Raw genomic sequence first — 462 nt, forward strand, 5'->3', positions numbered from 1 at the left:
CCCCGCCATATGCAGGATGGAGAAGGCACCCAGGTCCACGCCCACCGTACCCGCCGGGCCCGCCACCACGGCTTCGCCCAGCACCAGTTCTCCCCGGGCCGTGAGCGACAACACAGGCACTTCCGACCCCAGCCCGCCCATGCGTCCCACCGTCGCCCGCGCGCCTCCGAGCATCAGCACCAGGTGCGTGGACAGGCGCGCCGCCTCGCGTATCTGGTCCTCGCGCGACATGGCCCCGTAGCGCGCGAAGTACTCGGGCGAGTTGGCCATCAGGTACGCCACCGTCGTGGGCAATTGCCCCAGGTCTTCCAGTGTGCGGATGGGGTGGAGCACGGTGTGAGCCAGCGCCAGCGTCATCTCCGCCAGGGCGTCCTGCGCTCCATCCAGCGCGGCGTTGAGCGGGTCCCTCCCCAGGCCCAGCTCCGCCAGGGGCGTGCTGTCCTCGCGCCGCAGCGCCTCGGT

1 pseudogene is annotated in these 462 nt (G+C 71.6%); it reads right to left on the reverse strand.

What is annotated here, in order from left to right:
* A pseudogene (locus Q664_RS52850) lies at window positions 1–462 on the reverse strand (Tox-REase-5 domain-containing protein); the annotation flags it as partial.

The organism is Archangium violaceum Cb vi76 (assembly GCF_000733295.1).
Classification (GTDB): domain Bacteria; phylum Myxococcota; class Myxococcia; order Myxococcales; family Myxococcaceae; genus Archangium; species Archangium violaceum.